Annotated in this window: 19 protein-coding genes and 1 pseudogene; 2 read left to right on the forward strand and 18 right to left on the reverse strand. The window is 73.3% G+C overall.

Translation table 11 applies throughout. The features are described from left to right. Positions 1 to 8 precede the first annotated feature (8 nt). The 10 genes and pseudogenes from rplS to JL106_RS06245 all read right to left on the reverse strand — a co-directional run bounded on the left by rplS (position 9) and on the right by JL106_RS06245 (position 9,494). Entirely contained in the window at positions 9 to 365 is a 357-nt protein-coding gene (gene rplS, locus JL106_RS06205) for a 50S ribosomal protein L19 (RefSeq protein ID WP_205259823.1), read from the reverse strand. A 154-nt stretch (positions 366 to 519) separates the two neighbouring features. Then, entirely contained in the window at positions 520 to 1,293 is a 774-nt protein-coding gene (gene trmD, locus JL106_RS06210) for a tRNA (guanosine(37)-N1)-methyltransferase TrmD (RefSeq protein WP_205260057.1), read from the reverse strand. Between the two features lie 20 nt (positions 1,294 to 1,313). Then, positions 1,314 to 1,823 (reverse strand): ribosome maturation factor RimM, encoded by a 510-nt coding sequence (gene rimM, locus JL106_RS06215; protein ID WP_205259824.1) that lies wholly within the window; start codon positions 1,821 to 1,823, stop codon positions 1,314 to 1,316. Between the two features lie 16 nt (positions 1,824 to 1,839). Continuing rightward, positions 1,840 to 2,079 (reverse strand): RNA-binding protein, encoded by a 240-nt coding sequence (locus JL106_RS06220; protein WP_205259825.1) that lies wholly within the window; start codon positions 2,077 to 2,079, stop codon positions 1,840 to 1,842. Between the two features lie 8 nt (positions 2,080 to 2,087). Continuing rightward, on the reverse strand, positions 2,088 to 2,537 hold the full coding sequence (rpsP, locus tag JL106_RS06225; RefSeq protein ID WP_205259826.1) for a 30S ribosomal protein S16: 450 nt from the start codon (positions 2,535 to 2,537) through the stop codon (positions 2,088 to 2,090). A gap of 127 nt (positions 2,538 to 2,664) precedes the next feature. Continuing rightward, on the reverse strand, positions 2,665 to 3,792 hold the full coding sequence (locus JL106_RS06230; RefSeq protein ID WP_328841521.1) for an amidohydrolase family protein: 1,128 nt from the start codon (positions 3,790 to 3,792) through the stop codon (positions 2,665 to 2,667). Then, entirely contained in the window at positions 3,789 to 5,354 is a 1,566-nt protein-coding gene (ffh, locus tag JL106_RS06235) for a signal recognition particle protein (RefSeq protein WP_205259827.1), read from the reverse strand. Before ffh ends, JL106_RS06230 begins: the two co-directional genes overlap by 4 nt. Before the next feature lie 169 nt (positions 5,355 to 5,523). After that, positions 5,524 to 7,794, reverse strand: a pseudogene (locus JL106_RS20755) ([protein-PII] uridylyltransferase); the annotation flags it as partial. A gap of 3 nt (positions 7,795 to 7,797) precedes the next feature. Then, complete coding sequence (locus tag JL106_RS06240; protein WP_205259828.1) at positions 7,798 to 8,136, reverse strand: P-II family nitrogen regulator; 339 nt, start codon at positions 8,134 to 8,136, stop codon at positions 7,798 to 7,800. Continuing rightward, positions 8,133 to 9,494 carry an ammonium transporter gene (locus JL106_RS06245; RefSeq protein WP_236006909.1) on the reverse strand — a complete coding sequence of 454 codons (1,362 nt, stop codon included), beginning with the start codon at positions 9,492 to 9,494 and terminating at the stop codon, positions 8,133 to 8,135. Before JL106_RS06245 ends, JL106_RS06240 begins: the two co-directional genes overlap by 4 nt. Before the next feature lie 278 nt (positions 9,495 to 9,772). On the opposite strand from JL106_RS06245, the gene JL106_RS21955 reads away from it, so the two are divergent. Then, positions 9,773 to 12,490, forward strand: a complete 2,718-nt coding sequence (locus JL106_RS21955; RefSeq protein WP_205259829.1) for an MGH1-like glycoside hydrolase domain-containing protein — start codon at positions 9,773 to 9,775, stop codon at positions 12,488 to 12,490. Here the strand turns inward: JL106_RS21955 and ftsY are convergent. The 7 genes from ftsY to JL106_RS06285 form a co-directional block, all read right to left on the reverse strand. Beyond that, positions 12,487 to 13,941 (reverse strand): signal recognition particle-docking protein FtsY, encoded by a 1,455-nt coding sequence (ftsY, locus tag JL106_RS21960; protein ID WP_328841525.1) that lies wholly within the window; start codon positions 13,939 to 13,941, stop codon positions 12,487 to 12,489. The genes JL106_RS21955 and ftsY overlap by 4 nt on opposite strands. 21 nt (positions 13,942 to 13,962) lie before the next feature. After that, complete coding sequence (locus JL106_RS06260) at positions 13,963 to 17,067, reverse strand: bifunctional [glutamine synthetase] adenylyltransferase/[glutamine synthetase]-adenylyl-L-tyrosine phosphorylase (protein WP_205259830.1); 3,105 nt, start codon at positions 17,065 to 17,067, stop codon at positions 13,963 to 13,965. Further along, positions 17,064 to 17,573, reverse strand: coding sequence for a hypothetical protein (locus JL106_RS06265; protein ID WP_205259831.1), 510 nt, complete (start codon positions 17,571 to 17,573; stop codon positions 17,064 to 17,066). The genes JL106_RS06260 and JL106_RS06265 overlap by 4 nt, the downstream gene beginning before the upstream one ends. 36 nt (positions 17,574 to 17,609) lie before the next feature. Beyond that, positions 17,610 to 20,936: an error-prone DNA polymerase gene (locus tag JL106_RS06270; RefSeq protein ID WP_205259832.1), complete on the reverse strand. Its 3,327-nt coding sequence runs from the start codon at positions 20,934 to 20,936 to the stop codon at positions 17,610 to 17,612. 11 nt (positions 20,937 to 20,947) lie between these two features. After that, complete coding sequence (locus JL106_RS06275; protein ID WP_205259833.1) at positions 20,948 to 22,501, reverse strand: Y-family DNA polymerase; 1,554 nt, start codon at positions 22,499 to 22,501, stop codon at positions 20,948 to 20,950. After that, on the reverse strand, positions 22,498 to 23,901 hold the full coding sequence (locus tag JL106_RS06280; protein WP_205259834.1) for an HNH endonuclease signature motif containing protein: 1,404 nt from the start codon (positions 23,899 to 23,901) through the stop codon (positions 22,498 to 22,500). Before JL106_RS06280 ends, JL106_RS06275 begins: the two co-directional genes overlap by 4 nt. 226 nt (positions 23,902 to 24,127) lie before the next feature. Beyond that, positions 24,128 to 24,658 (reverse strand): DinB family protein, encoded by a 531-nt coding sequence (locus JL106_RS06285; protein WP_205259835.1) that lies wholly within the window; start codon positions 24,656 to 24,658, stop codon positions 24,128 to 24,130. 61 nt (positions 24,659 to 24,719) lie between these two features. Here JL106_RS06285 and JL106_RS06290 point away from each other — a divergent pair, with 61 nt between their 5' ends. Further along, complete coding sequence (locus JL106_RS06290; RefSeq protein WP_205259836.1) at positions 24,720 to 25,706, forward strand: helix-turn-helix transcriptional regulator; 987 nt, start codon at positions 24,720 to 24,722, stop codon at positions 25,704 to 25,706. Here the strand turns inward: JL106_RS06290 and JL106_RS06295 are convergent. Continuing rightward, positions 25,604 to 26,458, reverse strand: a complete 855-nt coding sequence (locus JL106_RS06295; protein WP_205259837.1) for a hypothetical protein — start codon at positions 26,456 to 26,458, stop codon at positions 25,604 to 25,606. The two genes, JL106_RS06290 and JL106_RS06295, sit on opposite strands and share 103 nt — an antisense overlap. Positions 26,459 to 26,479 lie beyond the last annotated feature (21 nt).

A 26,479-nucleotide genomic window follows, 5' to 3' on the forward strand; every position in this document is an offset into this window, starting at 1 on the left:
CGCTCGGCTCAGTGGCCGACGGGGGTGCGCTTCTCCTTGATCTTGGCCTTCTTGCCGCGCAGCTCGCGCAGGTAGTACAGCTTCGCCCGGCGGACATCGCCGTGGGTGACCACCTCGATGCGCTCGATGTTGGGGGTGTGCACTGGGAAGGTGCGCTCCACGCCGACGCCGAAGCTGATCTTCCGGACGGTGAAGGTCTCGCGGATGCCACCGCCCTGCCGGCGCAGCACGTGCCCGGCGAAGACCTGGATCCGGGACCGGTTGCCCTCGATGACCTTGACGTGCACGCGCACCGAGTCGCCGGGGCGGAAGTCCGGAATGTCGTCCCGCAACGAGGCGGCGTCCAGGGCGTCCAGGGTGTTCATGATCGCAGGTCCTCAGGTGTCGTGGTCGGATGTCGGCCCGCCGGCTCCGGGTGAGCGGAACCCGGGGCCGCAGCACCGGCCGGGAACGGCCGGAGCGCAGGCGCCAGCGCGGGCAACCGTTCCATTCTGCCAGAACGGACCGCGCGCGGGGAAATCAGGACTGCCGGCGGCACCACCGCTGCTCGTCCAGCACCGCCCGGTCGGCGGCGTCCAGCTCGGTCGGGTCGAGCTGCTCGATGAGTTCCGGCCGTCGCTGCGCGGTGCGGCGCAGCGACTCGTCCCGTCGCCACCGGGCCACGGCCGCGTGGTGCCCGGAGAGCAGCACCGGCGGCACGGTGTGGCCCCGGTAGTCCGGGGGCCGGGTGTACTGCGGGTGTTCGACCAGGCCGACCGAGGCGGTGCCGAACGAGTCGGTGGCGGCCGACTCGGGATTGCCCAGCACCCCGGGCAGCAGCCGGGCGACGGCCTCGACCACGACCAGCGCGGCGACCTCCCCGCCGGCCAGCACGTAGTCACCGATGGACAGCTCCCGGACGGTCATCCGGGTGGCCGCCTCGTCGACGAACCGCTGGTCGATGCCCTCGTACCGGCCGCAGGCCAGCACCAGCCGGTCGGCGTGGGCCAGCTCGGAGGCGACCGCCTGGGTGAACGGCACGCCTGCCGGCGTCGGGACCACCAGCACGGTGCGGGTCAGGTCCTGCCCGCCCAGCACGTCGTCCAGCGCCCGACCCCACACGTCGGGACGCATCACCATCCCGGCGCCACCGCCGTACGGGGTGTCGTCGACGGTGCGGTGCCGGTCGGTGGCCCAGTCCCGCAGGTCGTGCACCCGCAACGCGATGACGCCGTCGGCGACGGCCTTGCCGACCAGCGACAACCCCAGTGGAGCCAGGTAGTCCGGGAAGATGCTCAGCACGTCGATGCTGATCCTGGGGCCGCCGGGACCGGTCACGCGAACATGCCCTCGGGCGGGTCCACCACCAGGAACCCGCCGTCCAGGTCGACGGTCGGCACCAACGCGGTCACGAACGGCACCAGCTCGGCGTCGGCTCCCTCGGGCCTGGCCACCTGCAGCACCGGCGACGCGGGCAGGTGCAGCACGTCCTCGACGACGCCGAGCTCCCGGCCGGCGGTGTCCCGGACGTGCAGCCCGACCAGCTGGTGGTCGTAGTACTCGTCCGCGTCCTGCGGCCGGGTCAGCGCGTCAGTGTCGACCAGCAGCGCCGTCCCGCGCAGCCCCTCGGCCGCGGTGCGGTCGTCCACGCCCTCGAAGGTGACCACGGCGACCGGCGGATCGAACCGCACCGCGCGGACGGTCAGCGGACCGGTCGCGACCGGATCGGTGACCAGTACCGATCCGACCGCGAAACGGTCCTGCGGGTCGTCGGTGGTCACCTGGACCACGACGCCGCCGCGGATGCCGTGCGCACGACCGATCCGGCCCACCTGCACCAGCACGTCGGCTCCGGACCGCTCAGCGGTCGGTGTCGACGACGTCGACCCGGATGCCGCGGCCTCCGACCGCGGACACCACGGTGCGCAGCGCGGTGGCCGTCCGGCCGCCACGGCCGATGACCTTGCCCAGATCGTCCGGGTGCACGCGCACCTGCAGGGTGCGGCCCCGGCGACCGGTGGTCATCTCGACACTGACGTCCTCGTCGTGCTCGACGATGCCCCGGACCAGGTGGTCCAGGGCTTCCTCCAGGACCGACACCCCGGCGCTCACTCCGCCGAGTCGGCCGTCGGAGCGGCCTCGTTGGCAGCCTCGTCAGCGGCCGGCTTGGCGGCGCGCTTGCGCGGCGTGGTGGCGGCGCCACCTTCGTCCTCGGTGCCGATGGCGGCCATGGCCGCCTCGTAGCGAGCCTTCTTGTCGACCTTCTCCGGCTGCGGCTTGAGGGTGCCCTCGGCGCCCGGCAGACCCTTGAACTTCTGCCAGTCGCCGGTCACCTTCAGCAGCGAGAGGACCGACTCGGTCGGCTGCGCGCCGACACCCAGCCAGTACTGCGCGCGCTCGGAGTCGATCTCGATGACGCTCGGCTCGGCCTTCGGGTGGTACTTGCCGATGGCCTCGATGGCCCGGCCGCTGCGGCGGGTGCGCGAGTCGGCGACGACGACGCGGTAGAACGGCTCGCGGATCTTGCCGAGCCGGGCAAGCTTGATCTTGACAGCCACGGTGGTGGAGTACTCCTCGAACAGATGTGGTGGGACGCGATCGCGGCCGGGTGGGGGCTCGGTGCGAACACGCCGATGGCGGCCTCGCTCGGTGAGAGGGTCCGGGCGGCGGCCGTGCCCGACCATGCTAGACCATGCGGACGACCCGACCGGCCCGGACGACCGCGGTCGGGGCCCGCAGGACGGCCGGCTGCTCGGCCGGGTCGGCCGGGTAGACGACCAGGTCCGCCGGGTCGCCAGTGGCGTAGTTGCGCAGGCCGAGCCACTCCCGGGCCGAGTGGGAGGCCATGGCGAGCACCCGCCGCACCGTGTCGGGTCCCGGGCTCCCGCCGCCGAGGGCCCGGCTCAGCCCGTTGATCTCGTCGACGATGCGGCCGTGCACGATGAAGCCGCCCGCGTCGGTCCCGGCGTGCAGCGGAACGCCCGCCTCGGCGGCCGCCGCGAACGTGTCGTCGCTGCGCTCGTACAGGTCTCGCATGTGCTTGGCGTAGGCCGGGAACCGGGTGGCGGCGTCGGCGAACATCGGGAAGTTGGCGATGTTGATGACGGTGGGCACCACGTGCACCCCGCGGCGGACCACCTCGTCGATGGTGTCCGCCGTCAGACCGGTGCCGTGCTCCAGGCAGTCGATGCCGGCGGACAGCAGGCCGGGGACGGCGTCCTCGCCGAAGACGTGGGCGGTCACCCTGGCTCCACCGGCGTGCGCCACGGCCACCGCCTCGGCCAGCACGTCGTCCGGCCACAGCGGCGCCAGGTCACCGATGCCGCGGTCGATCCAGTCGCCGACCAGTTTGATCCAGCCACCGCCGTAGCTGACCTGCTCGGCCACCGCGGCGGGGAGCTCGCCCGGGTCGTCCAGGTCCAGACCGAGGTCGCGGATGTACCGCTTCGGGCGGGCCAGGTGCCGGCCTGCCCGGAACAACTGCGGCAGGTCGGCCCGCCCGACCAGCGGCCGGGTGTCCAGCGGCGAGCCGCAGTCCCGGATGGCCAGCACCCCGGTGGCCAGGTCGGTGCGGGCCTGCTGTTCGGCGGTGGCCAGGTCGGTGACCCCGTCCGGCGAGTAGCCGACGTGGCAGTGCGCGTCCACGAACCCGGGCAGCACCCAACCGGTCAGGGTGAGCGCGTCGGCGGCCGCCGCCGCACCCGGGGCGGCCGGGCGCTCGACGAACCGGCCGTCGGCCAGCCACACATCGATCGGCTCGCCGGTGGCGGCGTCGGTGCCGACCACCCGCACCGGATCCAGGGCGCCGGTCACTGCTTGGGCAGCTTGATCTTGCTGGGATCGAAGTCCATGCCGGCCGGCAGCTGGCTCAGATCCGGGAAGCCGGCCGGCAGCTGACCGCCGCCGGGACCGCCAGGGAACCCGCCCGTCGGGAGCCCCGGGAAGCCACCCGGCATGCCCTTCATCTTCGGCGGCGTCGGGCCGCGCCCGGCCGCCACCTTGCCGGCCTTGCCCTTCTTGCCCTTCCGTCCCTTGGCCGCCTTGCGGTTGCTGGGCCGGGCGCCCGGCAGCCCGAACCGGCCGGCCATGGACGACATCATCTTGCGCGCCTCGAAGAACCGCTCCACCAGAGCGTTCACCTGGGCCACGGTGGAGCCGGATCCCTTGGCGATGCGCTGGCGGCGGGAGGCCTGGATGATTCTGGGGTCCTGCCGCTCCTGCGGCGTCATCGACTGGATGATCGCCGCGGTGCGGTCGATGTCCCGGTCGTCGACGTTCGCCAGGGCCTCCTTCATCTGACCGGCCCCGGGCAGCATGCCCAACAGCCCGCCGATCGGGCCCATCTTGCGCAGCATCATCATCTGCTGCAGGAAGTCGTCCAGGGTGAAGTCGTTGCCGACGAGCTTGGCCGCCATCTCCTCGGCCTGCTCGGCCTCGAAGACCTGCTCGGCCTGCTCGATGAGGGTGAGCATGTCGCCCATGCCCAGGATCCGGGAGGCCATCCGGTCCGGGTGGAAGACGTCGAAGTCGGCCAGCTTCTCGCCGGTGGAGGCGAACATGATCGGCTCGCCGGTGATCTGCCGGACCGACAGCGCCGCTCCACCGCGGGCGTCACCGTCCAGCTTGGTCAGCACCACGCCGGTGAACCCGACGCCGGCCTTGAACGCCTCCGCCGTCTGGACCGCGTCCTGACCGATCATCGCGTCGACCACGAAGAGGATCTCGTCAGGACTGGTGGCGTCCCGGATGTCGGCGGCCTGCTGCATCATCTCGGCGTCCACTCCGAGCCGGCCGGCGGTGTCGACCACGACCACGTCGTGCTGCTTCTCCCGGGCGAACCGCACGCCGTCGCGGGCGACGCCGACCGGATCGCCGACGCCGTTGCCGGGCTCCGGGGCGAACACGGTGACGCCGGCCTGCTCCCCCACCACCTGCAGCTGGGTGACCGCGTTGGGCCGCTGCAGGTCGCACGCGACCAGCAGCGGCGCGTGCCCCTGCGCCTTGAGCCAACGGGCCAGCTTGCCGGCCAGCGTCGTCTTGCCCGCGCCCTGCAGGCCGGCGAGCAGGATGACCGTCGGCGGGTTCTTGGCGAACTGCAGCCGGCGGGTCTCGCCGCCGAGGATGGCGATGAGCTCATCGTTGACGATCTTGATGACCTGCTGGGCCGGGTTCAGCGCGGCCGAGACCTCGGCACCGGTCGCCTTCTGCTTGACCGCGGCGATGAAGGTCCGCACCACCGGCAGGGCGACGTCGGCCTCGAGCAGCGCGATGCGGATCTCGCGCGCGGTGGCGTCGATGTCGGCCGGGGACAGCCGGCCCTTGCCCCGCAGGTTGGACAGGACCGAGGACAACCGGTCGGACAGGGTCTCGAACACGTGACGGGCCTTCCGGGCGCTGGATGACAACGCCGTCGAGGTTATCGGACAGCACCGACCCCCGGGCCCGGCGCGGACGCGGGGGGGGGGGGGGGGGGGGGGGCGGGCCCCCCGCCCCGCCCGGCCGCCGCCACCCACCCCGGGGCCCGTGTGGTGGCAGCGCGGTGCCCTCCGGCGTCTGCAGGTAGAACACGTCCAGCGCGTCCGCCCCGAGCGTGCTGACCCAGGCCGAGCTGATGGACAGGTCCATGCCGGTGACCGCGGTGGCCACCGTGACGAGCAGGCCCGGCGCGTCGTGCGCCCGCACCTCGATGACGGTGCAGGCCTGGGAGGCGTCCTCGATCCAGTGCACCGACGGCGGTGCCGGACGCGGCCGCGACCGCCGTGCCGCCGCCCGCTTGGCCAGCCAGGCCGCCACGTCCAGGCCGCCGTCCAGGGCCAGCACCAGGTCGGCCCGCAGGGTGCTGGCCTCGGGCGCGTCGCCGAACTCGGGCACCACCCGCCAGGACTGCACGGCGACGTCACCGACGGTGCGCACCGACGCGGCGGCGATGGACAGCCGGTGCACGGTCAGCACACCGGCGACCAGCGCCACCAGGCCCGGCCGGTCGGGCGCGGTGACGGCCACCTCGACCCCGCTGGGATGGGTGGTGACCTCCACACCGACGCCGCCGGCGGTCGGCAACGGCACGGCGAGCGTCTCGGTGGCCGGCGGCGCCGGCACCGGTCCGCCGGCGAAGACGCCCGCGGCCCGCCCGGCCAGGTACGCGACCTGGCTGGCCCGCCAGCTCGTCCACGCGGCCGGCCCGGCGCCCTTGGAGTCGGCCTCGGTCAGCGCATGCAGCAGCTGCAGGGTGGGCAGGTCGCCGATCGCCTCGACCAGGGCGTGCACGGTGGCCGGGTCGTCCGGGTCCCGGGTGGCGGCGAACTCGGACAGCAGCAGGTGATGGCGGATGAGCGTCCGTACGGTGTCGACGTCGGCCTTGGGCAGGCCGAGCGGGGCCAGCCAGTCGCCGATCACCGCGGCGCCCTCGACGGAGTGGTCGCGCCCGCTGCCCTTGCCCACGTCGTGCAGGATCGCGGTGAGCAGCAGCAGGTCGGGGCGGCTGACCCGGCGGACCAGCGCGGACGCCTCGACCGCGGTCTGCATGAGGTGGCGGTCGACCGTGAATCGGTGCACCGGGTCGCGCTGCGGCAGGCTGCGCAGCCGTTCCCAGCCGGGCAGCATCGCGGTGATCAGTCCGGCCTGGTCCAGGTCCTCCCAGACCGGCAGCATCGACGGCCCGGCGCCGAGCAGCCGCAGGAACGCCGCCAGCGCGGCCGGGGGCCACGGGGTGGGCAGCGGCGGGCTGTGCTTGGCCAGGCGCACCACGGTGGCCGGCGAGATGGGCAGCCCGGCCTGCGCGGCGGCGGCGGCGGTACGCAGCACCAGGGTGGGGTCGTCGGCCGGGTTGACCCCGCGGGCGAGCATGGCCTCACCCTCCTGCTCGACCACCCCGTCCGCGAGCGGCATCCGCTCGGCGCGGCGGGTGTAGCGGCCGCCCAGGTCGAACACCGCCCCGCCGGACCGGCTGAGCGCCCGGTTCACCCGGTGCCAGGTCAGGTCGCTGGCGTGGTCGACGGTGCGGCCGATGGCCGCGACCGAGCGCAGCAGTTCGTCCCGGTCGGGCAGCCCGAGTCGGTCGGCCACGGCGTCCTGGTCCTGCACCTGGATGCGATCGGTCCCCCGGCCGGTGGTCAGGTGCAGGGCATCCCGCACGTCCAGCAGGTCGGACCGGGCCTCCTCCAGCCCCTGGTGCGGGCAGTCGGCCACCCAGGAGGCGGCCACCGCGCGCATCACCACCAGATCGCGGAGCCCGCCACGGGACTCCTTGAGGTCGGGCACGGTGGCGAAGGCGAGCTCACCGCTGCGCTCCTCGCGCTCCCGGCAGCTGTCCAGCAGTTGCGGCAACCGATCGGCGGCGTCGGCCCGCCAGTCGGACAGCACCCGACGGTGCAGGGTGCCGGCCAGGTCGGGGTCACCGGCGATGTGCCGCAGGTCGAGCATGCCCAGCATCGCCGGCAGGTCGGACCGGGCGATCTGCCGGGCGCCGCCGACGGACCGGACCGAGTGGTCGAGCTTCATCTTGGAGTCCCAGATGGGGTACCAGAGCCGCTCGGCCAGCATGGCCGCGTAGGACGGGGGTGTCTCGGTGGAGTGGAGCAGGACCAGGTCCAGGTCGGAGAACGGGGAGAGCTCGCCGCGGCCGTACCCACCGACCGCGACGAGCGCCACCCCACCGACGTTGACCCCGGCCTCCGCGGCCAGCTCCCCGAGCCAGCCGTCGGTGAGCCGGGCCAGTGCCCGGCGCCGAGCCGGACCGGACAGGCCGGCCCGGCTCAGCAACCCTGACCGCAGTTCGCGGTATCCGCCCGCCGACCCCACAGGCGTGTGTGGCATGAACTACAGGGCTTCCGGACCGCGCTCGCCGGTGCGGACCCGCACGACGTTCTCGACCGGGACCGCCCACACCTTGCCGTCGCCGATCTTGCCGGTGCGGGCGGCACGGACGATGACGTCGATGACGTCGTCGGCGTCCTCGGCGTCGACCAGGATCTCGATCCGGATCTTCGGCAGCAGCTCGACGGTGTACTCCGCGCCGCGGTAGACCTCGGTGTGACCGCGCTGGCGGCCGTACCCCGAGGACTCCGACACGGTCATGCCCTGCACGCCGAAGGCGAGCAGCGCGGCCCGCACCTCGTCGAGCTTGAACGGCTTGATCACCGCGGTGACGAGCTTCATGCCTGCGCTCCCTGCTTCTTGGTGGCGTTGGCCAGCACCCCGGACGCACCGGAGCCGGACGCGGTCGGATCCAGGTCGTAGGCCGACTCACCGTGCTGGGTGATGTCGATGCCCTCGACCTCGTCGTCCGCCGTCACGCGCCAGCCCATGGTGACCTTGAGGATCAGCCCGATGATCAGGGTGAGCACACCGGAGAACACGATGGCGACCAGGGCGACCAGGATCTGCACGACCAGCTGGCCGATGCCGCCGCCGTAGAAGAGGCCGGTCTCAGTGGCGAACAGGCCGATGAGCACGGTGCCGACCAGGCCACCCACCAGGTGCACGCCGACCACGTCGAGCGAGTCGTCGTAGCCCAGCTTGAACTTCAGGCTGACGGCCAGGGCGCAGAGGGCACCGGCGATCAGGCCCAGGAAGATCGAGCCGACCGGGCTGAGCGCACCGGCGGCCGGGGTGATGGCGACCAGACCGGCGACGACACCGGAGGCGGCGCCCAGGCTGGTGGCGTGACCGTCACGCAGCCGCTCCACGATCAGCCAGCCGATCATCGCGGCCGCAGTGGCCACGGTGGTGTTCACCCAGGCCAGACCGGCCAGACCGTCGGCCGCACCGGCCGACCCGGCGTTGAAGCCGAACCAGCCGAACCAGAGCAGACCGGCGCCCAGCATGACCAGCGTCAGGTTGTGCGGACGCATCGGCTCCTTGCCGAAGCCGCGGCGCTTGCCGATGATCAGCGCGAGGACCAGACCCGCCACACCGGCGTTGATGTGCACCACGGTGCCACCCGCGAAGTCGATCGGGGCGATGTCGGTGAACATGCTGCCGAACGGCCCGTCGCCGGACAGCAGACCGCCACCCCAGACCATGTGGGCCAGGCCGAAGTAGACCAGGCTCACCCAGGCACCGGTGAACACCAACCAGGTGGAGAACTTGACCCGGTCGGCGATGGAGCCGCTGATCAGGGCGACGGTGATGATCGCGAAGGTCATCTGGAAGCCGACGACCACGATGGCGGGGATGCCGGTGAGCAGCGAGTTGGACAAGGCGTACGGGTCCGCCTCGTCGGTTCCGGGCAGCAGGCCGTTCAGCGCCCAGAACTCGAAGGGATCGCCCCAGATGCCGGCGGTCCCCTCACCGAAGGCGTCGGTGCCGAAGGACATCGAGTAGCCCCACAGCACGTAGACGACGCCGACGACACCGATGGCGCCGAAGGACATCATCATCATGTTCAGCACGGACTTCGACCGGGTCATGCCGCCGTAGAAGAAGGCCAGGCCGGGGGTCATGAGCAGAACCAGCGAGGCGGAGACCAACAGCCACGCTGTGTCCCCTGGCGCCAGTTCGAGTACCTCGTCCATCAAGCCTCCTGGCTCGAGTCGGGAGAGCGGGCCAGACGCTGACCCGGTGACACGCCAGAGGTTCGCGGGCCCGTGTTGCCGTCGTCGCTCCGCGGTGTTTCGCGCGTGTGAACTGGCTACGAGCCGTGTTTCCTTCTCGTTGCGGTCATGTCGCCTGGCGGTGACACCGCCCGCAACGGGCATCGCGACCCACCCGGACGGATGGTGACGATCCCCTGCGCGGGTGTGATCCACCGAGCGGTAACCATCCGGAAACCCTGGTTGCGCACACTGGCACGGTGAGCAGCCACGCCCGTCAGCCCGATCAGTCCGCGAGCCTCGGCAGCCCACCCGCCCCGCCCTCGGCCGAGCACCGCCGGCTCGCCGAGTCCGGGGCCAGTGACGCGCCGTGGCGCTTGTGGGGGCCGTACCTGGCCGGCCGGCAGTGGGGCACGGTCCGGGAGGACTACTCGCGGGACGGCAACGCCTGGAACGCCTTCCCGTTCGACCAGGCGAACGCCCGCGCCTACCGCTGGGGCGAGGACGGGCTGGGTGGCGTCAGCGACCGGTACGGCTTCCTCAACTTCGCGGTGGCCGCCTGGAACGGCAACGACCCGATCCTCAAGGAACGGCTCTTCGGCCTGACCAACGAGGAGGGCAACCACGGCGAGGACGCCAAGGAGTACTGGTGGGCGCTGGACGGCACCCCCACCCACTCGTGGATGCAGTGGCTGTACCGCTACCCGCAGGCCGAGTACCCCTACGCCGAACTGCGCTCGGTGAACCGCGAACGCTCCCGCAACGAGCGTGAGTACGAGCTGGCCGACACCGGCGTGCTCGACGGCGACCGCTTCTTCGACATCGCGGTCAGCTACGCCAAGGCCGCGCCGGACGACCTGACCATCACCATCACCGCGACCAACCACGGCCCGGACGCGCACCCGTTGCACCTCATTCCGCAGCTGTGGCTGCGGAACACCTGGGGCTGGGGCCGGGATCCCCGGATCTCCACCATCGAGGCCCTGCTGCCGCCGATGTTCACCGTGGGCGGGTTGGAGGCGGTCGAGGTCGACCACGCCCACCTGGGTCGCTACTACCTGAGCGCCGAGGGGTCGCCGCAGCTGCTGTTCTGCGACAACGAGACCAACGCGGTGGCCCTGTTCGGCGCGGACCGCAACGTCTCCCGGTACACCAAGGACGGCATCAACAACCGGGTCGTGCACGGTGACACCCGGGCCGTGAACCCGCGGATGACCGGCACCAAGATGGGCTTCTGGTACCGGTTCGACGCGGTCCCGGCCGGTGCCTCGGTGCAGGTCCGGCTGCGGCTGTCCCGGGCCATGCCGACGGCCGAGACCTTCGACGACGAGTTCGACGAGATCGTCGCGGCCCGCACGGCCGAGGCCGACGAGTTCTACACGCACGTGATCGACCGGGACATGCCCGAGGAGGACCGGCTGGTCGCCCGCCGGGCCTACGCGGGGCTGCTCTGGGGCAAGCAGCTGTACCGCTACGACGTCGAGCAGTGGCTGGACGGCGACCCGGCGGACACCGTCCCGCCGCACCTGCCCGCCCGCAAGGACGCCCGCAACCGGCACTGGCCGCACGTCGCGCTGGCTGACGTCATCTCGATGCCGGACGAGTGGGAGTACCCCTGGTTCGCGGCCTGGGACACCGCGTTCCACTGTATCCCGCTGGCTCACGTGGATCCGGAGTTCGCCAAGGAACAGCTGGTGCTGATGTGCCGCGAGTGGGCCATGCACCCGAACGGCCAGCTGCCGGCCTACGAGTGGGAGTTCGGCGACGTCAACCCGCCGGTGCACGCCTGGGCGGCCTGGCACGTGTACCGGATCGACGGCTACCGCGACCGGGAGTTCCTGGTCCGGGTGTTCACCAAGCTGCTGCTCAACTTCTCCTGGTGGGTCAACCGCAAGGACACCTCCGGCTCGAACGTGTTCGAGGGCGGCTTCCTGGGCATGGACAACATCGGCCTGTTCAACCGCTCGGCGCCACTGCCCCCGGGCTTCCGGCTGGAGCAGTCCGACGCCACCAGCTGGATGGCGTTCTACTGCCAGCAGATGTTCAAGATCGCCCTCGAGCTGTGCCGGCACGACCGGGCCTGGGACGACGTGGCCACCAAGTTCCTCGAGCACTTCCTGTCCATCGCCCGGGCGATGAACAACTTCGGCAGCCGCGACATGGCGCTGTGGCACGAGGAGGACGGCTTCTACTACGACATGCTGGTGCAGCCGGACGGCTCGGCTCAGCACATGCGGGTGCGCTCCATGGTCGGTCTGCTGCCGATCCTGGGCGCGACCGAGGTGCCGTCCTGGATGACGGTGGAGTGCCCGGACGTCACCGCCCGGCTGCGCTGGCTGCAACGGAGGCGGCCCGACCTGGTCGATCCGCTGCTGTCGAACTCCGGTCCGGGCGGCCGGCGCATGCTGCTCTCGCTGCTCGACCCGGAACGGCTGCGGCGGCTGCTGCAGCGGTTGTTCGACCCGGACGAGTTCTGGTCGGACTACGGCATCCGCTCGCTGTCCGCGGCGTACCGCGACGGCTTCACCGCGCGGGTGGGCGACGAGGAGATGTACCTGGAGTACGAGCCGGGTGAGTCCCGCACCGGCATGTTCGGCGGCAACTCGAACTGGCGCGGCCCGGTGTGGTTCCCGGTGAACGTGCTGCTGGCTGACAAGTTGCGGACCTACGGACGGCACTTCGGTGACTCGTTCACCGTGGAGATCCCCACCGGGTCGGGCAACCACTGCACGCTCATCGAGGCGGCCGACCTGATCGACGAGCGGCTGACCGCGCTGTTCCGCCCGGTCGGCGGTCATCGCCCGTCGGACGGCAAGCGGATCGAGGCGTCCGACTCACCGCTGTGGTCGGCGCACCCGACGTTCAGCGAGTTCTTCGACGGCGACACCGGCGAGGGCCTGGGGGCCAGCCACCAGACCGGCTGGACCGGCCTGGTGGCGCACCTGCTGAACCCGCGGCTGCCCCCCGACCCGCACTAGTCGCCCAGCAGGGCGTCGACGAAGGCGGCGGGCTCGAACGGCGCCAGGTCGTCCGGGCCCTCGCCGAGGCCGACCAGCTTGACCGGCACGCCCAGCGACCGCTGTACGGCCACCACGATGCCGCCTCTGGCCGTGCCGTCCAGCTTGGTCAGCACGATGCCGGTGATGTCCACGACCTCCGCGAACACGCTCGCCTGGACCAGGCCGTTCTGGCCGGTGGTGGCGTCCAGCACCAGCAGGACTTCGTCGACCTCCGCTTGTTTCTCGATCACCCGCTTGACCTTGCCGAGCTCGTCCATCAGCCCGGTCTTGGTGTGCAGCCGGCCGGCGGTGTCGATGAGCACCGCGTCGACGCCGTCGGAGATGCCGCGCTTCACCGCGTCGAAGGCCACGGACGCCGGATCGGTGCCCTCCTTGGACCGGACCACCGCCGCGCCGGCCCGTTCGCCCCAGGTCTGCAGCTGGTCGGCGGCGGCGGCGCGGAAGGTGTCGGCCGCGCCGAGCACCACGGACCGGCCGCCCGCCACCAGCACCCGGGCCAGCTTGCCGGTGGTGGTGGTCTTTCCGGTGCCGTTCACCCCGACGACCAGCACCACGGACGGGCGTCCGTCGTGCGGCAGCGCGCGGACCGACCGGTCCACCAGACCGTCCGGGGTGGACATGGACACCGCGTCGATGAGCACCCGGCGCAGCATGGCCCGGGCGCTGGCCGCGTCGGTCACGCCGTGCGCGGCGACCTCCTGGCGGAGCCGCTCGGTGATCTCCGCGGCCGCGGCCGCCCCGAGATCGGCCAGCAGCAGCGTGTCCTCGACGTCGGTCCAGGAGTCCTCGTCCAGCGTGCCGGCGCCGAGCAGGCCGAGCAGCGACCGGCCGAAGGTGGTCTGCGACCGGGACAGCCGGCCCCGCAGCCGGGTCAGCCGACCCTCGGCCGGCTCGATCTGCTCGCGCGGCTCCGGCTCGGCGACCGGCGCCTCGACGGGCGCGTCCGGCAGTTCCACCTCGAGGATCGACCGGGACGGCGCGTCCCGCGGCACCGAGGCGTCGTCACCGACGCCGGGCTGGCCGTCCACCTCGGGCCGGTCGGTGACCGGGTGCGCGGCGGCGGGCTCGGGCTCGACCGGGGGCGCGACGGGCGGGGGCGCCACCGGCGCGGTGGGCACGGCCGGCGGCGTGACCGGTGGCGTGACCGGCTCCGGCTCGCGCGGCGGCGGCGGCCGGTCGAGCAGCCCGGTGGCGCCGCCGGCCGACGGCCCTTCGGAGAACGAGATGGACGAGCCGCTGGTCCGGTACCCACCGCGCGCGGGCGGCTGGTCCGGCTCCTGCTTCCCGGGGGTGACCGGAGGCGCGTCCCGCAGCGACACGGTGCGGCGCTTGGACCGCGCCAGCCCGATGGCGAAGACCACCGCCAGCACGACGACGACGGCAATGACTACCCAGACCCAGATCGGCACCGGGTCATCCTCCCAGACCCGTCAGGCCGCTCCACCGTCGAAGACCGCGTCGACCACCCGCCGGGCGCGTCGGGTCAGCCGTCGGTACTCGTCGACGAACGCCCCGGGGTCGGCGTCCACCGGCCAGCCCATGGCCCGAGCCACCGCGGCCAGCTCCCGGCCCTGCCGCGGGATCTGGTCGTCCGCCTTGCCGCGGACCAGCATGATCGCGTTGCGGGTGCTGGCCGCGGTGAGCCAGCCGGCGGTGAGCGCGGCGGCGTCGGCGTCGGTCAGCAGGTCGGCGGCGCGGGCCGCCTCGATCGCGGCGACGGTGCGGGTGGTGCGCAGCCCGGGGACGGCCGCGGCGTGCTGCAACTGCAGCAGCTGGACGGTCCACTCCACATCGCCCAGGCCGCCGCGGCCCAGCTTGGTGTGGGTGGTCGGGTCGGCGCCTCGGGGCAGCCGCTCGGCGTCCACCCGCGCCTTGATCCGGCGGATCTCGACGACGTCGGCGCTCCTGAGCCCGCCGACCGGGTAGCGGAACTCGTCGGCCGCCGCGATGAACGCCGCCGCCAGCGCCTCGTCCCCGGCGATCGGCCGGGCCCGCAGCATCGCCTGGCGTTCCCACGGGGCGGCGAACCGGGCCCAGTAGGCGCGGAAGCTGTCCAGGGTGCGGACCAGCCGACCGTTGCGGCCCTCCGGTCGCAGGTCGGCGTCCACCAGCAGGGCCGGGTCCGGGCTCGGCCGGCCGAGCAGTCGGGCCAGCAGGTCGGCAGCTGCCGCCGCGTCGGCCAGCGCGTCGTCCAGCGCCTCGCCGGGCAGCGGTTCCGCCACGTACATGACGTCGGCGTCGGAGCCGTACCCGGTTTCCCACCCGCCGAGCCGGCCCATGCCGATCACCGACATCCGGGCCCGGAAGCCGCCGCGGTCGGCGGTGATCGACGCGATGGCCGCGTCCAGGGCCACCTGGATGCAGATGTCGGCCACACTGCTCAGCCCGGTGCCGATGTCGGTGACGTCGATGAGGCCCAGCAGGTCGCCGCTGGCCAGCCGGACCATCTCGGTGCGCCGCGCGTTGCGGGCCACGTCCACCTGCTCCCGGGCGTTGCCCGCCCGACGGCTGCGGGCCCACAGACCGCGGGCCACCCCGCCGGGTTGCGGCTCGAGCAGCGTGGCGTCGCTGGCCAGCAGCGGCAGCACGTCGGGGGCTCGGGTGAGCAGGTCGCCGATCAACCGCGACCCGCCGAGCAGCGACGCCAACCGGGGCGCCACCTCGGCCTCGTCGCGCAGCAGCCGCAGGTACCAGGGGGTGTCGGCCAGCGCCTCGGACAGCGTCCGGTAGGCCAGCAGCCCGCCGTCCGGGTCGGGGCTGGCCGAGAACGGACCGAGCAGCGTGGGCAGCAGCGTGCGCTGGATGGCGGCGCGGCGACTGACCCCGGTGGTCAGCGCGGCCAGGTGCCGCAGCGCGGCGTCCGGGTTGCGGAAGCCGAGCGCGCCGAGCCGGTCCTTGGCCGCCGCCGGGGACAGCCGCAGCTCGTCCCCGCTGGCCAGCACGGTGTGCAGCAGCGGCCGGTAGAAGAGCTTCTCGTGCAGCCGCCGCACCGTGGCACCGTGCCGGACCCGGTCGGTGGTGAACACGTCGGCGGCGTCCGAGGTGCCGGCGGCCGAATACCCGTCGGTGCGGGCCAGCCACTCCAGGTCGCCCCGGTCCTCGGGCAGCAGGTGGGTCCGGCGCAGCCGCTGCAGCTGCAGGCGGTGCTCGACGCGGCGCAGGAACGTGTAGGCCGCGGCCATCTCGGCCCCGTCGCCGCGGCCCACGTACCCACCACGGATGAGCGACCGCAGCCCCATCAGCGTGCCGGCGAAGCGCAGTTCGGGGTCGGTGCGGCCGTGCACCAGCTGCAGCAGCTGGACGCAGAACTCGACGTCCCGCAGCCCGCCCGCGCCCAGCTTGAGCTCGCGCGCGCGCAGTGCCTCGGGGATGTTGTCCTCGACCCGGCGGCGCATGGCCTGCACGTCGTCGACGAACGACTCCCGGTCGGCCGCGGACCACACCAGCGGTGCGGTGTCGTCCACGAAGCCCTGCCCGAGGGTGAGATCGCCGGCCGCCGGCCGGGCCTTGAGCAGCGCCTGGAACTCCCAGGTCTGGGCCCATCGCCGGTAGTACCCGGCGTGGCTGGCCGGGGTACGGACCAGGGCGCCGGCCTTGCCCTCGGGGCGCAGCGCGGCGTCGACCTCCCAGGCCGCGCCGCCGCAGACCCGCATCATCGTGGAGGCCAGGTTCGTCGCCGTCGCCAGCATCCGGGTGTCGTCCGGGCGATCCGACGCGCTGCCCTCGGCGTTCGCGTCGGCCCCGGGCGGGTGGTCGCCGACGAAGATCACGTCCACGTCGGAGAGGTAGTTCAGCTCTCGAGCCCCGCACTTGCCCATGGCCACCACGGCGAGCCGGGCCGGTGCCGCGTTCGCCGGCAGCGACGCGGCGGCCACGGCCAGGGCGGTCTGCAGGGTGGCGTCGGCCAGGTCGGTGAGCGTCTGGCACACCGACAGCAGCGAGGTCACGGGCAGCGACGACTCGACGGTGGAACCCAGGTCGTGCCCGGCGATGATCAGCAGCTGGGAGCGGTACGCCGAGCGGAGCGCCGCGATCGCCGCACCCCCGGTGACGGTGGCCCGGACCCCGTCGGTGCCGGTGCACGGGCCGGCCTCGGCCAGCTGCTCCGCCGTCACGCCGACGGCGGCATGCAGGGTGCGGACCAGGTGGTCCGGATCGATGAGGCGTTCGGCCGGCGCCTCACCCACGAGCAGCCGCCAGTGCTGCGGGTGGGTGCAGAGGTGATCGCCGAGCACGGTGGAACCGCCCAGCACGCCGAGCAGTCGCCCGCGGAACCGGACGTCGTCGTGCAGGGCGGTGAGCAGCGCGTCGGCCTCACCCGGGGTGTCGCCCTCGCGCAGCCGCTGCACGACCGAGGCCAGTTGGGACACCGCCAGCTCGGGCCGGCCCGCGCGGGCCACGGCGGCCAGCACGTCCTCGGCGCCGGCCACCGGGCCGGCCGTGTCGAACAACCGGACGTCGACGAGCTCGCCGCGGACCCGGTCCGTCTCGGGGAGGCCGTACCGGGCGGGCGTGCGGGTGCCGGGACGGGTCACCCGAGCACCGGGGCGGTCGGCGGGGCGGGGACGTAGAACGAGACGGTCCACTCGGGGCGGGACTCCCCGTCGATCTTGGCCCGCCACACCAGCACCCGTCCGGGCGGCAGCGGCAGGCCGGTGTTGAAGAACATCACCACGTGCGAGCGGGTGGGCAGCGCGCGCCGCGGGACCCCGCTGCCGCGGAAGTTCGGTTCCTCGATCTGCAGGGTCTGCCCGAACCGCATGACCGGGGCGGCGCCCTCGGCGGCGTTGGGATCGGCCAGCCCGATCGGCCGGCCGTCGGTGTCCTCGAGCACCACCTCGAAGGCGTACTGCTCGTTCACCGTCTCCGGCGGGAAGGTCAGCGACACCACCAGGGAGAACGCCGAGGACATGCCGGTGGCCGGGTCACGGCCGATGATCTGCAGCCCACCCCCGACCATCTGCAACTTGCCCAGCGAGTCCGCGACGGCGTAATCGGCCAGGATCAACGACACCGACGACCGGTCGAAGACCACGCTCATGCCTGGCATCGTGCCAGAGCCCCGGCCGCGGACCCGTCACCGGAAGTCCCGCGAGGCCGGTCCGGTGATCCCGGTGGCCAGGTCGATCGCGGCGATCCGGTCGGCCACCACCGACAGCGCCCCGTCCTGACCTTCGAGCATGCCCCGGATGAGCAGCGCGGACGACTGCCGGGCCACCCGGCGGTACTTCGCCCACAGCGGGGCCGAGCAGATCACGTTCACCATGCCGGTCTCGTCCTCGAGGTTGACGAAGATGATTCCGGACGCGGTCTCGGGACGCTGCCGGTGGGTGACCACCCCGGCGACCAGCACGCGCGTGTTCAGCGCGGTGCGCTGCAGGTCGGCCGCCGTCCGCACGCCCATGCCCGCCAACCGTTCCCGGGAGAACTCGGTCGGATGTGCCTCCGGAGACATCCCCGTCGCCCACAGATCGGCGACGGTGAGTTCCAGGTCACTCATCCCGGGCAGGGTGGGCGCCTCCAGGCCGACCTCGGTGGTGCCGGGCAGGGTGCCGGCCCGGGCGCCGGCCGCCGCGCCGGCCGCCCACAGCGCCCACCGACGCTGCTCCCCCGGCCGGCCCGGGCGGGTCAGCGGGTCCAGCGCCCCCGCGGTGGCCAGCGCCTCGGCCTGGGCGGTGGTCAGCGTGACCGCCCGGGTCAGCTGATCGAGGCTGCGGTAGCCCTCGTCGGGGCGGGCCGCGACGATCGCCTCGGCCAGTTCGGTGCCCATGGTGCGCACTCCGGCCAGTCCGAGCCGCACCGCGGGCGCCCCACCCGGGCCGGGTTCCAGCCCGGCCTGCGCACCCGAGGCATTGATGTCGGGTCGGCGGATCTGCACGCCGTGCCGCCGGGCGTCGGTGATGAGCGACTGCGGCGAGTAGAACCCCATCGGCTGAGCCCGCAGCAGGGCGGCGCAGAACGCCGCCGGATGGTGCAGTTTCAGCCACGATGACTGGAACACCAACGCGGCGAACGACAGTGCGTGCGACTCGGCGAAGCCGAAGTTGGCGAAGGCCAGCAGCCGTTCGTAGATCCGGTCGGCGATCGCCCCGGTGATGCCGTGGTTGCTGCACATCCCGTCGTACAGCGCCTGCTTGAGCTTGGCCATCTTGGCGCCGGACCGCTTGGCGCCCATGGCCCGTCGCAGCTGGTCGGCCTGGCTGCCGTCGAACCCGGCGACGTCCACGGCCAGCTGCATGAGCTGCTCCTGGAACAGCGGGATGCCCAGCGTCTTGCGCAGCGCCGGTTCCATCGCCGGGTGATCGAAGGTGACCGGCTCCAGGTTGTTGCGCCGCCGGATGTACGGGTGCACCGAGTCGCCCTGGATGGGTCCGGGCCGGATCAGCGCCACCTCCACCACCAGGTCGTAGAAGGTGCGCGGCTTGAGCCGGGGCAGGGTGGCCATCTGGGCCCGCGACTCGACCTGGAACACCCCGACCGAGTCGGCCCGCTGCAGCATCTCGTAGACCGCGGGCTCCTCCAGATCCAGTTGCGCCAGGTCGATCTCGGTGCCGTCGAACTCGCGGACCAGGTCGACCGCGGAATGCAGTGCGGACAGCATGCCCAACCCGAGCAGGTCGAACTTGACCAGTCCCATGGCCGCGCAGTCGTCCTTGTCCCACTGCAGCACCGACCGGTCGGCCATCCGAGCCCACTCCACCGGGCACACATCGGCGACCGGCCGGTCGCAGATGACCATGCCGCCGGAGTGGATGCTCAGGTGCCGCGGGAAGTCCTGCACCTGCTCGGCCAAGGCCAGCACCGGCGCGGGGATGGGGTGGTCAGCCGGCTCCTGCCGTTCCAGCGGCACCCAGCCGTCCAGCTGTTTGGAGAACGCGTCCTGCTGCCCGGGCGAGTGGCCGAGCGCCTTGGCCATGTCCCGGACCGCCATCTTGGGCCGGAAGGTGTTGACGTTGGCCACCTGGGCGGCGTAGTCGCGGCCGTGCGTCCGGTAGACGTACTGGATGACCTCCTCGCGGCGGTCGGACTCGATGTCCAGGTCGATGTCCGGCGGGCCGTCCCGTTCCGGGGCCAGGAACCGCTCGAACAGCAGGTGGTAGCGCACCGCGTCCACCGCAGTGACGCCGAGCGCGTAGCAGACCGCCGAGTTCGCCGCGGAACCCCTTCCCTGGCAGAAGATGTCGGCTTCACGGCAGAACTGCACCAGGTCGTGGACGATGAGGAAGTAGCCGGGGAACTCCAGATCGGTGATGATCTGCAGTTCCTTCTCCAGCTGCGCGTAAGCGTCCGGGCGCTCCTGCGGGGTGCCGTACCGGCGGGCCGCGCCCTCCATGGTCAGCTGCCGCAGCCAGCTGGCCTCGTCGTGGCCGGGCGGCACCGGGTACGGCGGCAGTCTCGGAGCGACCAGCTTGAGGTCGAACGCGCACTCCTGGCCCAGCATCGCCGCAGTGGGCACCGCCGTCGGGAACCGGGCGAACAGCCGGGCCATCTCGGCTCCGGACCGCAGGTGCGCGCCCGGTCCGGCCGGCAGCCACGGGTCGGCCTCGTCCAGGCTGCGCCGGGCCCGGACCGCGGCCATGGCGGCGGCGACCCGGCCGGCCCGCGGCACCGCGTAGTGCGCCCCGGTGGTGGCCGCCACCGGCAGCAACAGCTCGGTGGCCAGCGCAGCCAGCGCGTCGTTGTTCTCGTCGTCGGTGGGCTGCAGCGTGGTGGACAGTTCGACGACCACGTTGTCCCGCCCGAACCGCTCGACCAGCGCGCGCAGCGCAGTGCGGGCGGCGTCGGAACCGCCGGTGGCCAGCGCGCGCCGCACCGCTCCCTTGCGGCACCCGGTCAGGATCAGCCAGTGGTCGCCCGCAGCGCCGGCCAGCGCGTCGAGGTCGTAGACCGGACGACCCTTCTCGCCCCCGGCCAGGTGCGCCGCGGCCAGCTGCCGGGACAGCCGCCGGTACCCCTCCTGGCCGCGGGCCAGCACCAGCAGGTGCTCACCGACCGGGTCGGGCACGCCCAGCTGCGGTTCGGGCAACTGCAGCGACAGCTCCGCACCGAACAGGGTGCGCAGCCCCGCATCGGCGGCGGCCTCGGCGAACCGGACCACCCCGTACAGCCCGTCGTGATCGGTGAGCGCCAACCCCTGCAGCCCGAGCCGGACCGCCTCGGCGACCAGCAGTTCCGGAGTCGACGAGCCGTCCAGGAAGCTGAACGCCGAGTGCGCGTGCAGCTCGGTGTACGGCACCACCGGCCGGTCGTCGGGGTGGACGGGTGGCGCCGCCGGCAAGTCCGCGGCGTCGCGCAGATGGTACGGCGGGTGCGACCGCAGGATCCCGCTGCCCGGCTGCCGTGGCCGGCCGGACAGCGCCCGCTCCAGCTCGCGCCACGGCACCGGCGGATTACCCCAGCCCACGGTCGGCCCGTTCAGTCATAGATGCCCTCGACCGCCCAGCCGGCCGCGCCGACGGTGACCATCATGGCCACCCCGGTCGCGGTGATCAACTGCATCCGGCCGTTGGGCGCCGGGTCCGGGGTCGCCCACCAGCGCTCGTCGGCCACCCACGGACCCGCCCAGGCCTGCACGTACTGCGGCGGCTGGCCGGTCTGCCCGACCCAGGCCGGCGGCGCGGTCAGCGCCCCGCGGCCGGTGAGCCGGACCGGGTCCCCTCCGGCGTCCAGCACGGTGACCGGGGGCGGCGAGCCGGGCGGCAGGCGGGTCGGGGTGGGCGTGGGGACGGCCCCCGGCCACGGCGCGTCGGGGTCCCGCGGCGCGATCCGCTCCTGGCCCCACGGCACGGTGGCCACCCGCTCGGCCGGCCCGCGGCCGCCGGAACGCAGGGTGGCCAGCACCGACTCCGGTCCCAGCAGTCCCTGCACCCGGGCGAACGCCCACCCGGCCCGTTGGTCGTCCTGCGCGTCGGAACCCCACAGCCCGAACTGCAGGTGGCCGGCGTCGACCGCCTCGATCGGTTCCAGCCGCAGTCGGGTGATCGCGCCCGCGCCGCCCTTGGTGAGCCAGCCGTCCAGCTGCCAGCGCACGCGGTCGGCGGTGTCGGCCGGGGTGAGCGGCCGGGCACACCGCCACACCCGGGACAGCACGGCGCCCTGTTCGGTGTGGGCGACGACGGCCAGCCGGGTACAGGCCAGCCCTGCGTCGGCCAGCCGGGCGTGCAGCCGCTCGGCGAGGGCACGACCGGCGAAGGCCGCGGCGTCCACCCGCTCCACCGGCGGGTCGCACTCCTGGTCGACCAGGATCTCCGTGGGGATGGTGCGCCGGGACAGATCCCGGTCGGCCCGGCCCTGGGCCAACCGATGGGCCTGTCGGGCGTCGGCGCCGAACCGGGTGACCACCGTCCGTTCCGGCAGCGCCGCGAAGGCCCCCAGCGTGGTGATGCCGAGCCGGCCCAGCAGGTCGACCAGGTCGGCCCGTTCCGGCGGCGCGATGGCTGGTTCCCGGGCCAGCTCGGCCACGGGCAGCGGCGCGCAGAAGGGCGCGGACTCCCCCGGCGGCACGATCGCCGACCGGTGGGCCGCCAGCACGGCCACCGGCAGCTCATCGGCGATGCCCACCCGGCATTCGATGTCCAGCGCCTCCACCGCGTCGACGATCCGTTCCGCGGCAGCGATCTCGGAGCCGAAGAAGCGGGCTGGGCCACGGGCCGAGACAGCCAGCAGTCCCGGGCGCAGCACCTCCACGCCCGGTGCGATCCCCTCCACAGTGGTCGGCGCCACTTCGAACGCGCGGGCGTCCCGGTCCGCGTCGGCCGGCACCAGCAGCAGGTCCGGGCAGCGGGACTGGGCGTCGCGGCGCCGCTGTCCCACCCGCACCCCCTCGGCCCGGGCGGCGGTCGTGCAGGTGCGGACGCGGTGCGCGTGCATCACCGCGATCGCCTCGGCCGGGGACCGGCCCAGTTCGCGGGCGGCGGCCACCGCGGGCCAGTCCGGGCACCACAGCACCAGCGTGCGCTGCCCGGTCATGCCGGCACCGCCCGGCAGAGCACCCCGACACTGTCGGCCAGGGAGAACCCGGCGCCCCGGCCGATGGGGACAACGGCGTCGGAGGCGATGACCGGCAGGTCCGGACCGGAGGCCAGCGCAGGTGCGGCCAAGACGATCTGCCCGTCGGGGCGACGGAACCGCCAGTGCTGCCGCAGATCCGGCGCCGGATCCGGCGCCAGCTCCACGGCGAAACCGGCCTCGTGCAGCAGCATGTGGTGGGTGCGGCAGAGCAGCACCAGGTTGTCCAGGTCGGTGCGGCCACCGTGCAGCCAGTGCCGGACGTGGTGGGCCTGCAGGTGCCGGCGCCGGGCACACCCGGGGAACCGGCATCCGCCGTCCCGGATCCGCAACGCCCGGCGCTGCGCCGGGGAGATCTTCCGGGTCCTGCGGCCGATCCGCAGTTCCTCCCCCGGGACCGCCGAGTGCAGCACGGCCAGCAGCGATGCGTCGCAGGCCAATCGCTGCGCGGTGGCGCGCCCGATCCCGATCCCGTCCTCGATCTGAGCCACATCACCTGCTGGATGCGCGGTCTCGGCCAGCACCGCGGCGTCGGCGTGCACCACCACCAGGTGCCGGTCGTCACCGGAGGTGTCCACCGGGCCGGCGGCCAGCGCGGCGTGCGCGACCGAGACCAGGGCGTCCACCGGGTCGGTGGCACGAGCGGCATCCAGTGCCGCCGGCGGACTGTCGTCCAGCAGCGCGTGCTCGGCCTGCTCCAACGCGGCCAGCAGCACCGCCCCCTCGTCGGCGGGCAGTCGCGCGGTGAGCACCAGCATGCCGTCCTCGTCCCACCGCCACCGGGCCCGCCGGGCGGCCTGCTGGCGCAGCACGGCCCCGTCGGCCAGGCGGAAGCCGCGGACGGTGCGCTCCAGCTGGGACGCGGTCTGCCGCAACGCCTGCTCGACCAGGACGCGTTCGTCCACCCGGCCGGCCACCCGGGTCACCGCCCGGACCTTGGACCAGGTCAGCCGGCCCACGGCGAACTCGGCGCGCAGCAGCGGCAGCTCGGTCAGGGCCAGCGCGACCCGGACGTACTCCCGGGCCACCCCGGAGGAGACCGAACAGGACCAGGCCAGCCAGTGGGCGCACGACTTGATGCCCCACTGGACCCACCCCCGACGGGCGTGGAACCTGGCGATGAGCTCGAGCCACGCGCAGGTACCGGCGGCCAGGGAGCCGGCCATCGCGGTGATGCGGGCCTCGAGCTGCTCGAGCGGCTCGTCGGGCTCCGGAGCGGGCGCGACCAACAGCGGCGGTGGCGTGGGCGCCAGGACCGCCGGCCGAGCTCGACGACGGACCGGCGCGCTCTGCCACATGACGGACAGCGCCGCGTCCCACTCCTCGTCGCTCAGATCGAGGTCCGCTCCGGCGTCGCTCACCTGCACCACTCCCCTCGAACGCGTGTTCGATGCTAGGAGCAGACCGGAGTCCGGCCAACCCGGGACGGGTCGGACCACTCGATCAGATGATCGAGTTCAGGTCGAGGGTTCGAACACCGATCCAGGGCACTGCTCCACTGCCAGGAGCACATCACGGACCACCGACAGTCACTCTCAGCGGTCGGATCACCACTCAAAACTGCGGAACCGTTGCCGCGGCAACGCCTCAGCGGCCCAGGCGGTCCCGCCAGGCGTACAGGTCCCGCAGCGTCGAGACGACGGAGCCGTGGTGGATCACCTCGCGGTGGATGTGCAGGACGAGGGCGGCCATCGTCGACTGCTCGAATTCCTCCTCCCGGCACAGCCGAGTCAGTCCGTCCTCCCCGAGCGAGCGGACCCCGGCGACCCAGACCGTGTACGCCTCGTCCAGCCGGGCCAGCGCGTCGGCGGCGGTGGTCGGGTAGTCGTAGCTGAAGTAGTCGACCGGCGGCCCGTCGAAGTAGGTGGCCGACCGGGCGCCGAGGATGCCGACCAGCAGGTGACCGAACTGCCAGGCGATGGTGGTCACCGGGGTCGGCACCGGTTCGGGGTACTCGAAGTCGATGGTGGGTGGACCGTCCGGCCGCGGATGCACGTTCCAGCTGGGCCGGACCGGCTCCCACAGATACTCCGCATCGGTCAGCCCGTCGAGCCGGGGCCGCAACTGGTGCTCCCAGTGCCAGGTCAGCTGCTCGAGCAGTTCGTCGTTCCAGGTCATGATCCGACCGTGGCAGCGCCTCCGGACAACATCGGTCCGCTGCAGCTGCCAGGCTGCTCGCATGCTCTCCTCGACGACGCGACTGCTGCAGTTGCTCAGCCTGCTCCAGGAGCGGGCGGTGTGGTCGGGTGCCGACCTGGCCGACCGTATGGCGGTGGACGCCAGGACGGTACGGCGGGACATGAACCGGCTGCGCGAGCTGGGCTACCCGGTGCGCTCGACCAAGGGCACCGGCGGTGGCTACCGGTTCGGACCTGGCGGCCGGCTGCCCCCGTTGCTGCTGGACGACGACGAGGCCCTGGCCGTGGTGGTCGGGTTGCGCACCGCGATGGCCGGCCCGGTCACCGGTGCCGAGGGTGCGGCCGGACGCGCGCTGGCCAAGCTGGAGCGGGTGCTGCCGCCGACCACCCGGGACCGAGCCATGGCCGCCGGGCAGCACGTACTGGCCCTGCCTGTGTCCGACGGGACCGCGGTGACCACACAGCTGGTCGGGCAGGTGTCGCAGGCCTGCCAGTCGCGGGTGCGGCTGCGTTTCGACTACCTGCGGGCCGACGGACAGTCCGCGCGCCGGGACGTCGAGCCGTACCGGATGGTCTACTCCGGCCGGCGCTGGTACCTGGTCGCGTTCGACCGGGACCGGTCGGAATGGCGCACGTTCCGCGCCGATCGGATGTACCGGGTGGACACCAGCACCTTCACCTTCCCTCCGCGGCCGCTGCCCGAGGACCCGGCGGTGATGGTGGCCCGCGCGGTGTCGACCAGCCCGTACCGGCACCAGGCCCGGGTGCGGATGCTGGCGCCACTGGAGGAGGTGGCGCCGCACGTCTCGGTCAGCGGTGGGGTGCTGGAGCCGGACGGGCCGGACGCGTGCATCCTCACCGTCGGCTCGGACTGGCTGGTCGGGCTGGCCGTACATCTGGCCGGCACCGGGTTCGACTTCCGGGTTCAGGAGCCGGTCGCGCTGATCGAGCTGGTGGCCGAGCTCGGCGTCCGGCTGGCCAGGGCCGCGTCGGACGCTCCGTCACCGGCGACCGACCCGGCCGACTGAGCGGGCAGCACCCGGATCCCGTCCCGGTCCCCCCGCAGCAGCACGGTGGTGCGGCCGCCGCGCGCGGCCAGCCCGCGCCCACCGACCTGCACGGTCAGCTCCCGGTCCCGGAGCCGACCGTGACCCTGCCCCAGACCGGCCCACTCGCCGATCGAGGCGGTGAGGGTCAGATCCGCCCCCGGCCAGGCGCCGGTGACCAGCAGCACCGCGCCGTGCTGACGCAACCGGCCGGTGAGCACCCGGATCCGGGCCGGCGGGATGCGCAATCCCGGTGGCGGGTGCACCACCACCAGCTCCACCCCGTCGACCAGGATCGAGACCACTTGCAGCAGATCGGGTCCCGGATCGGGAATGAGCACCAGCCGGTCCAGGTCGAGCCCGAACTCGGCGGCCGCGGCCAGGCCGATGCCCGGCATCCCGACCAGCGCGGTCCACGCCCCGGCCGCCGCCGGCGCGCAGCCGGCCAGCAGGGTGAACAGCAGGCTGGTCGCCCCCACTCCGGTCGCCCCGCCGGACACCGTGACCACGCCACCCCGCGGCAGACCACCCCGCGGCAGCACCTCGCCGAGTGGGCCGGCGACCGGGAGGACGGGTCGACTCCCGGACTCGGCGACCCTGACCGGAGCGGGGGCACTCGGCGCACCGGCGAAAGCAGCAGGCACCTTCACCCCGGACCGGTCCAGCCGGCGGCGCAGGTCGGCCAGGATCTGGTCCCGGGACTGACCCACGGACTGATCGGTCGACTCGAACATGCGTTCGAGTCTAAGTCATCG

Source organism: Nakamurella leprariae (assembly GCF_016918035.1).
In the GTDB taxonomy this organism is placed as follows: domain Bacteria; phylum Actinomycetota; class Actinomycetes; order Mycobacteriales; family Nakamurellaceae; genus Nakamurella; species Nakamurella leprariae.

What these genes read in the sequence shown, in the direction of transcription:
- rplS (WP_205259823.1), bottom strand. Translation starts at nt 365, where the DNA reads ATGAACACCCTGGACGCCCTGGACGCCGCCTCGTTGCGGGACGACATT.
- JL106_RS06240 (WP_205259828.1), bottom strand. Translation starts at nt 8,136, where the DNA reads ATGAAGCTCGTCACCGCGGTGATCAAGCCGTTCAAGCTCGACGAGGTG.
- JL106_RS06245 (WP_236006909.1), bottom strand. Translation starts at nt 9,494, where the DNA reads ATGGACGAGGTACTCGAACTGGCGCCAGGGGACACAGCGTGGCTGTTG.
- JL106_RS06265 (WP_205259831.1), bottom strand. Translation starts at nt 17,573, where the DNA reads ATGAGCGTGGTCTTCGACCGGTCGTCGGTGTCGTTGATCCTGGCCGAT.
- JL106_RS06275 (WP_205259833.1), bottom strand. Translation starts at nt 22,501, where the DNA reads ATGACCGGGCAGCGCACGCTGGTGCTGTGGTGCCCGGACTGGCCCGCG.
- JL106_RS06285 (WP_205259835.1), bottom strand. Translation starts at nt 24,658, where the DNA reads ATGACCTGGAACGACGAACTGCTCGAGCAGCTGACCTGGCACTGGGAG.
- JL106_RS06290 (WP_205259836.1), top strand. Translation starts at nt 24,720, where the DNA reads ATGCTCTCCTCGACGACGCGACTGCTGCAGTTGCTCAGCCTGCTCCAG.
- JL106_RS06295 (WP_205259837.1), bottom strand. Translation starts at nt 26,458, where the DNA reads ATGTTCGAGTCGACCGATCAGTCCGTGGGTCAGTCCCGGGACCAGATC.